Below are 5,922 nucleotides of genomic sequence, written 5' to 3' on the forward strand. Positions count from 1 at the left end.
GATGTTCTTTGCAGGCCTGGCGGTGACCTACTCTCCCGCGTCTTGAGACGAAGTACCATTGGCGCTGGGGAGTTTCACGGCCGAGTTCGGAATGGGATCGGGTGGGGGCTCCCCGCAATAGCCACCAGGCCGGCGAAGAACATCAATGACAGAAGAAACTGGTTTTTTCAGGTTGTCGAGATAAGCGCGCCAGGAACGACGTGAGGAGGGCACATGCCGGCCACCCGACAAGGGTGGTCGCAAGGCCGACCGGCCGCCGCGCCGTGTGGCGCGCGCCGTCCGCAGCCAGGACCGAAGGTCCGTACGGCGTGAGGACAAAGAGACATCTGCTGCAAGCAGATGATCATTGATTAATGAGAGTGATCAAGCCTGACGAGTTATTAGTACCGGTAAGCTGCATGCATTGCTGCACTTCCACACCCGGCCTATCAACGTGGTGGTCTTCCACGACTCTTCAGGGAGAACTCGTTTCGAGGTGGGTTTCCCGCTTAGATGCTTTCAGCGGTTATCCCGACCATATGTAGCTACCCTGCTATGCCGCTGGCGCGACAACAGGTCCACCAGAGATATGTCCATCCCGGTCCTCTCGTACTAGGGACAGATCCTCTCAATTCTCCTACACCCACGGCAGATAGGGACCGAACTGTCTCGCGACGTTCTGAACCCAACTCACGTACCACTTTAATCGGCGAACAGCCGAACCCTTGGGACCTGCTCCAGCCCCAGGATGTGATGAGTCGACATCGAGGTGCCAAACGATCTCGTCGATATGGACTCTTGGAGATCATCAGCCTGTTATCCCCGGCGTACCTTTTATCCGTTGAGCGATGGCCCTTCCACGAGGGACCACCGGATCACTATGACCGACTTTCGTCTCTGCTCGACTTGTCAGTCTCGCAGTCAGGCGGGCTTATGCCATTGCACTCAGCGAACGATTTCCGACCGTTCTGAGCCCACCATCGCGCGCCTCCGTTACTCTTTGGGAGGCGACCGCCCCAGTCAAACTACCCGCCACACACTGTCCCGGATGCTGTGACATCGCGGTTAGACATCCATGCAGGTAAGGGTGGTATTTCAAGGATGGCTCCACCAAGGCTGGCGCCCTGGCTTCAAAGCCTACCACCTATCCTACACATGCCGGCACGAATGCCAGTGTGAAGCTGTAGTAAAGGTGCACGGGGTCTTTCCGTCTGACCGCAGGAACCCCGCATCTTCACGGGGAATTCAATTTCACTGAGTCTATGCTGGAGACAGCGGGGAAGTCGTTACGCCATTCGTGCAGGTCGGAACTTACCCGACAAGGAATTTCGCTACCTTAGGACCGTTATAGTTACGGCCGCCGTTTACCGGGGCTTCAATTCGGTGCTTGCACACCTCCTCTTAACCTTCCGGCACCGGGCAGGCGTCAGACCCTATACGTCGCCTTGCGGCTTCGCAGAGCCCTGTGTTTTTGATAAACAGTCGCCACCCCCTGGTCTGTGCCACCCCCGCCTGGTTGCCCAAACGGAGGTCTCCCTTCTCGCGAACTTACGGGAGCAATTTGCCGAGTTCCTTCAGCATAGTTCTCTCAAGCGCCTTGGTATGCTCTACCAGTCCACCTGTGTCGGTTTCGGGTACGGTCTGTACGCGGGAGCTATTTCCTGGAACACCTTCACCGCAGCTCCAATCCAGTAAGGAACTACGATACACGGCATCCGTCACTACCCGCAGGCTGCAGAATATTGACTGCATTCCCATCGTCTACGCATGTCTGCCTCGACTTAGGGGCCGGCTAACCCTGCGCCGATTAGCGTTGCGCAGGAACCCTTGGACTTTCGGCGACAGTGTCTCTCACACTGTTTGTCGTTACTCATGTCAGCATTCGCACTTCCGATATCTCCAGGACCTCTCGCGAGTATCCCTTCACGGACCTACGGAACGCTCCGCTACCGCTCAGACAAGCTGAGCCCGCGATTTCGGTGCATGGCTTGAGCCCCGTTACATTGTCGGCGCGGAACCCCTTATTTAGACCAGTGAGCTGTTACGCTTTCTTTAAATGATGGCTGCTTCTAAGCCAACATCCTGGTTGTTTTGGGAGTTCTACATCCTTTCCCACTTAGCCATGACTTCGGGACCTTAATCGGCGGTCAGGGTTGTTTCCCTCTTCACGACGGACGTTAGCACCCGCCGTGTGTCTGCTGGATAGTACTCTCGGGTATTCGGAGTTTGGTTAGGTTTGGTAATCCGGTGAGGACCCCTAGCCCATCCAGTGCTCTACCCCCCGAGGTATTCGTCCAACGCTCTACCTAAATAGATTTCGCGGAGAACCAGCTATTTCCGAGTTTGATTGGCCTTTCACCCCTAGCCACAAGTCATCCCCGTCTTTTTCAACAGACGTGGGTTCGGTCCTCCAGTGCGTGTTACCGCACCTTCAACCTGCTCATGGCTAGATCACTCGGTTTCGGGTCTAGTACAACGAACTGAACGCCCTGTTCAGACTCGCTTTCGCTGCGCATACACCTATCGGCTTAAGCTTGCTCGTTACACTAAGTCGCTGACCCATTATACAAAAGGTACGCTGTCACCCAGGACGAACCTTGGGCTCCAACTGTTTGTAGGCGTCCGGTTTCAGGATCTGTTTCACTCCCCTCGTCGGGGTGCTTTTCACCTTTCCCTCACGGTACTGGTTCACTATCGGTCGGCAAGGAGTACTTAGGCTTGGAGGGTGGTCCCCCCATGTTCAGACAGGATTTCACGTGTCCCGCCCTACTCGAGGACGCATGCTCTTTCTACCCGTACGGGGCTGTCACCCATATCGCCCGACTTTCCAGACGGTTCCGGTTCTTAAACATGCGCCACTGGCCTGGTCCGCGTTCGCTCGCCACTACTAGCGGAGTCTCTTTTGATGTCCTTTCCTCCAGGTACTTAGATGTTTCAGTTCCCTGGGTTCGCTTCCCTAAATCGTTAAACTTAGGGATACTCCTTGCGGAGTGGGTTGCCCCATTCGGAAATCGCCGGATCAAAGCTTATTCGCAGCTCCCCGACGCTTATCGCAGCGTATCACGTCCTTCATCGCCTCTTGCCACCTAGGCATCCACCAAACGCCCTTAAGGCACTTGATCACTCTCATTATCGATGATCATCCGTTTCTAGCGTCCCGCAGCCGCACGCAACCAAGAGCCCCATGAGTAAGGGATCGATCACAAGCTCCGCGAGCAGATGTCTCGACAATAAAAAGACCAGTTTCTTCTGAGATCTGTTCGAGGCACGCGGTCAGGCTGTACCGTCCATAACTGCGCCAGATGCTGCCGAAGCAGCCTCAGGGGTGCGCTTTGCGGACTGAGCGGATCCCACACCCAAGCCATGCGAACCTCTCGGCACACATACCTTGGACGAAGACCAGGATCCGGTCGTTCGAACAAATCTTCTCTCAACGATGTCAAAGCTGGACATGCGAACCGTCCGAAGACAGCCGCAAACTGTGGTTTTCTTCCAAGAACAAGATCCGCAACTCAACACCCAAATCATCGCAAACGCGAAGAGTTTTGGTGGAGGCAGACGGGATCGAACCGACGACCTCATGCTTGCAAAGCACGCGCTCTCCCAACTGAGCTATGCCCCCGGGTTGAGTTTTCGTCGTCGCAACGCACCGATAATCCGCACAGATGGCACCGAGGTAAGCCCGGCCCGTTCGCCCGCAGATCCGAAGGATCGAGGACGAACAAAGCAAAAGACCTACACGGGGCAGCCGAATGCGTAAGCAAATGGTGGGCCCGGCCCGCATCGCCCGCAGGAGCGAAGCTCCGAGGACGTGCAAGGCATAAACCTACACGGGGCAACCATGAGCGTTAAGCGAATGGTGGGCCCGGGTAGACTCGAACTACCGACCTCACGCTTATCAGGCGTGCGCTCTAACCACCTGAGCTACGGGCCCATCGTTTGCGCTCACGGCCCGACACGCTTGCGCGCTGACCTCCACGGGGGCGGCCTGACCGGCCGGCGCCCGTTCGGGCTTGCGACGCTCACACGTCGACACGTGCCCAAATCTGGATCTCATCCAGAGGACCCGGCATCGAGCGGTTATCTCGACTTGTTCTTGTGAAGAAAGAGAAACGAAGGCGGCAGTGTGCTCGCTCATGTTTTTGATCGTGACCGCAACTCCGTGAGAAGCGCAAATCCGACCGTGTTCTATTGAAAGTCCGATAGAGCAAGCTCTGAAGGACAATCCTTAGAAAGGAGGTGATCCAGCCGCAGGTTCCCCTACGGCTACCTTGTTACGACTTCACCCCAGTCGCTGACCCTACCGTGGTCGCCTGCCTCCTGTTGCCAGGTTAGCGCAACGCCTTCGGGTAGAACCAACTCCCATGGTGTGACGGGCGGTGTGTACAAGGCCCGGGAACGTATTCACCGCGGCATGCTGATCCGCGATTACTAGCGATTCCAACTTCATGCACCCGAGTTGCAGAGTGCAATCCGAACTGAGACGGTTTTTGGAGATTAGCTCACTCTCGCGAGTTCGCTGCCCACTGTCACCGCCATTGTAGCACGTGTGTAGCCCAGCCCGTAAGGGCCATGAGGACTTGACGTCATCCCCACCTTCCTCCGGCTTATCACCGGCAGTCCCCCTAGAGTGCCCAACTGAATGCTGGCAACTAAGGGCGAGGGTTGCGCTCGTTGCGGGACTTAACCCAACATCTCACGACACGAGCTGACGACAGCCATGCAGCACCTGTCTCCGATCCAGCCGAACTGAAGGAAAGTGTCTCCACTAACCGCGATCGGGATGTCAAGGGCTGGTAAGGTTCTGCGCGTTGCTTCGAATTAAACCACATGCTCCACCGCTTGTGCGGGCCCCCGTCAATTCCTTTGAGTTTTAATCTTGCGACCGTACTCCCCAGGCGGGAAGCTTAATGCGTTAACTGCGCCACCGAACAGCATGCTGCCCGACAGCTAGCTTCCATCGTTTACGGCGTGGACTACCAGGGTATCTAATCCTGTTTGCTCCCCACGCTTTCGCACCTCAGCGTCAGTACCGAGCCAGTGAGCCGCCTTCGCCACTGGTGTTCTTCCGAATATCTACGAATTTCACCTCTACACTCGGAGTTCCACTCACCTCTCTCGGCCTCTAGACATCCAGTATCAAAGGCAGTTCCGGGGTTGAGCCCCGGGATTTCACCCCTGACTTAAATGTCCACCTACGTGCGCTTTACGCCCAGTGATTCCGAACAACGCTAGCCCCCTTCGTATTACCGCGGCTGCTGGCACGAAGTTAGCCGGGGCTTCTTCTGTCGCTAATGTCATTATCTTCACGACTGAAAGAGCTTTACAACCCTAGGGCCTTCATCACTCACGCGGCATGGCTGGATCAGGCTTGCGCCCATTGTCCAATATTCCCCACTGCTGCCTCCCGTAGGAGTTTGGGCCGTGTCTCAGTCCCAATGTGGCTGATCATCCTCTCAGACCAGCTATGGATCGTCGCCTTGGTGGGCCGTTACCTCACCAACTAGCTAATCCAACGCGGGCCAATCCAATGGCGATAAATCTTTCCCCCTTAGGGCACATACGGTATTAGCTGAAGTTTCCCTCAGTTGTTCCGTACCATTGGGTATGTTCCCACGCGTTACTCACCCGTCTGCCACTCCCTCCGAAGAGGGCGTTCGACTTGCATGTGTTAAGCCTGCCGCCAGCGTTCGTTCTGAGCCAGGATCAAACTCTCAAGTTCAATGAGATTTTGATCGGCTTTCTTGGTCACGCATTTTGACGAGGACACACATCCGTCAATCCACGCCCTAAAGCATGAACCAACGTCTTGAGTGTCTCGAAAAACGTGTCCGCCGAAGTCTCGTCCGGTCCTACCAGAAAAGGTCACCCTTCCCCTTCGAACCCGCAAGCCCAACGCCGCCCACGTTTCTCTTTCTTCTTATCAAATTGTCAAAAAACCGA

The 5,922-nt window shown here is 55.9% G+C and carries 2 tRNA genes and 3 rRNA genes; all 5 read right to left on the reverse strand.

Annotation, left to right across the window (positions count from 1 at the left end):
* Window positions 1-14: 14 nt before the first annotated feature.
* Window positions 15-129, reverse strand: a 5S ribosomal RNA gene (rrf, locus tag V2L18_RS23355).
* A gap of 230 nt (window positions 130-359) precedes the next feature.
* Window positions 360-3,101 (reverse strand): 23S ribosomal RNA (locus tag V2L18_RS23360).
* A gap of 424 nt (window positions 3,102-3,525) precedes the next feature.
* Window positions 3,526-3,601 (reverse strand) — tRNA-Ala (locus tag V2L18_RS23365).
* Window positions 3,602-3,836: 235 nt separating this feature from the next.
* Window positions 3,837-3,913, reverse strand: a tRNA-Ile gene (locus tag V2L18_RS23370).
* A gap of 298 nt (window positions 3,914-4,211) precedes the next feature.
* Window positions 4,212-5,701, reverse strand: a 16S ribosomal RNA gene (locus V2L18_RS23375).
* Together the 16S, 23S and 5S rRNA genes with 2 tRNA genes alongside form the textbook arrangement of a ribosomal RNA operon.
* Window positions 5,702-5,922: the final 221 nt, after the last annotated feature.

It is taken from the genome of Breoghania sp. JC706 (genome assembly GCF_037026715.1).
GTDB lineage: Bacteria > Pseudomonadota > Alphaproteobacteria > Rhizobiales > Stappiaceae > Breoghania.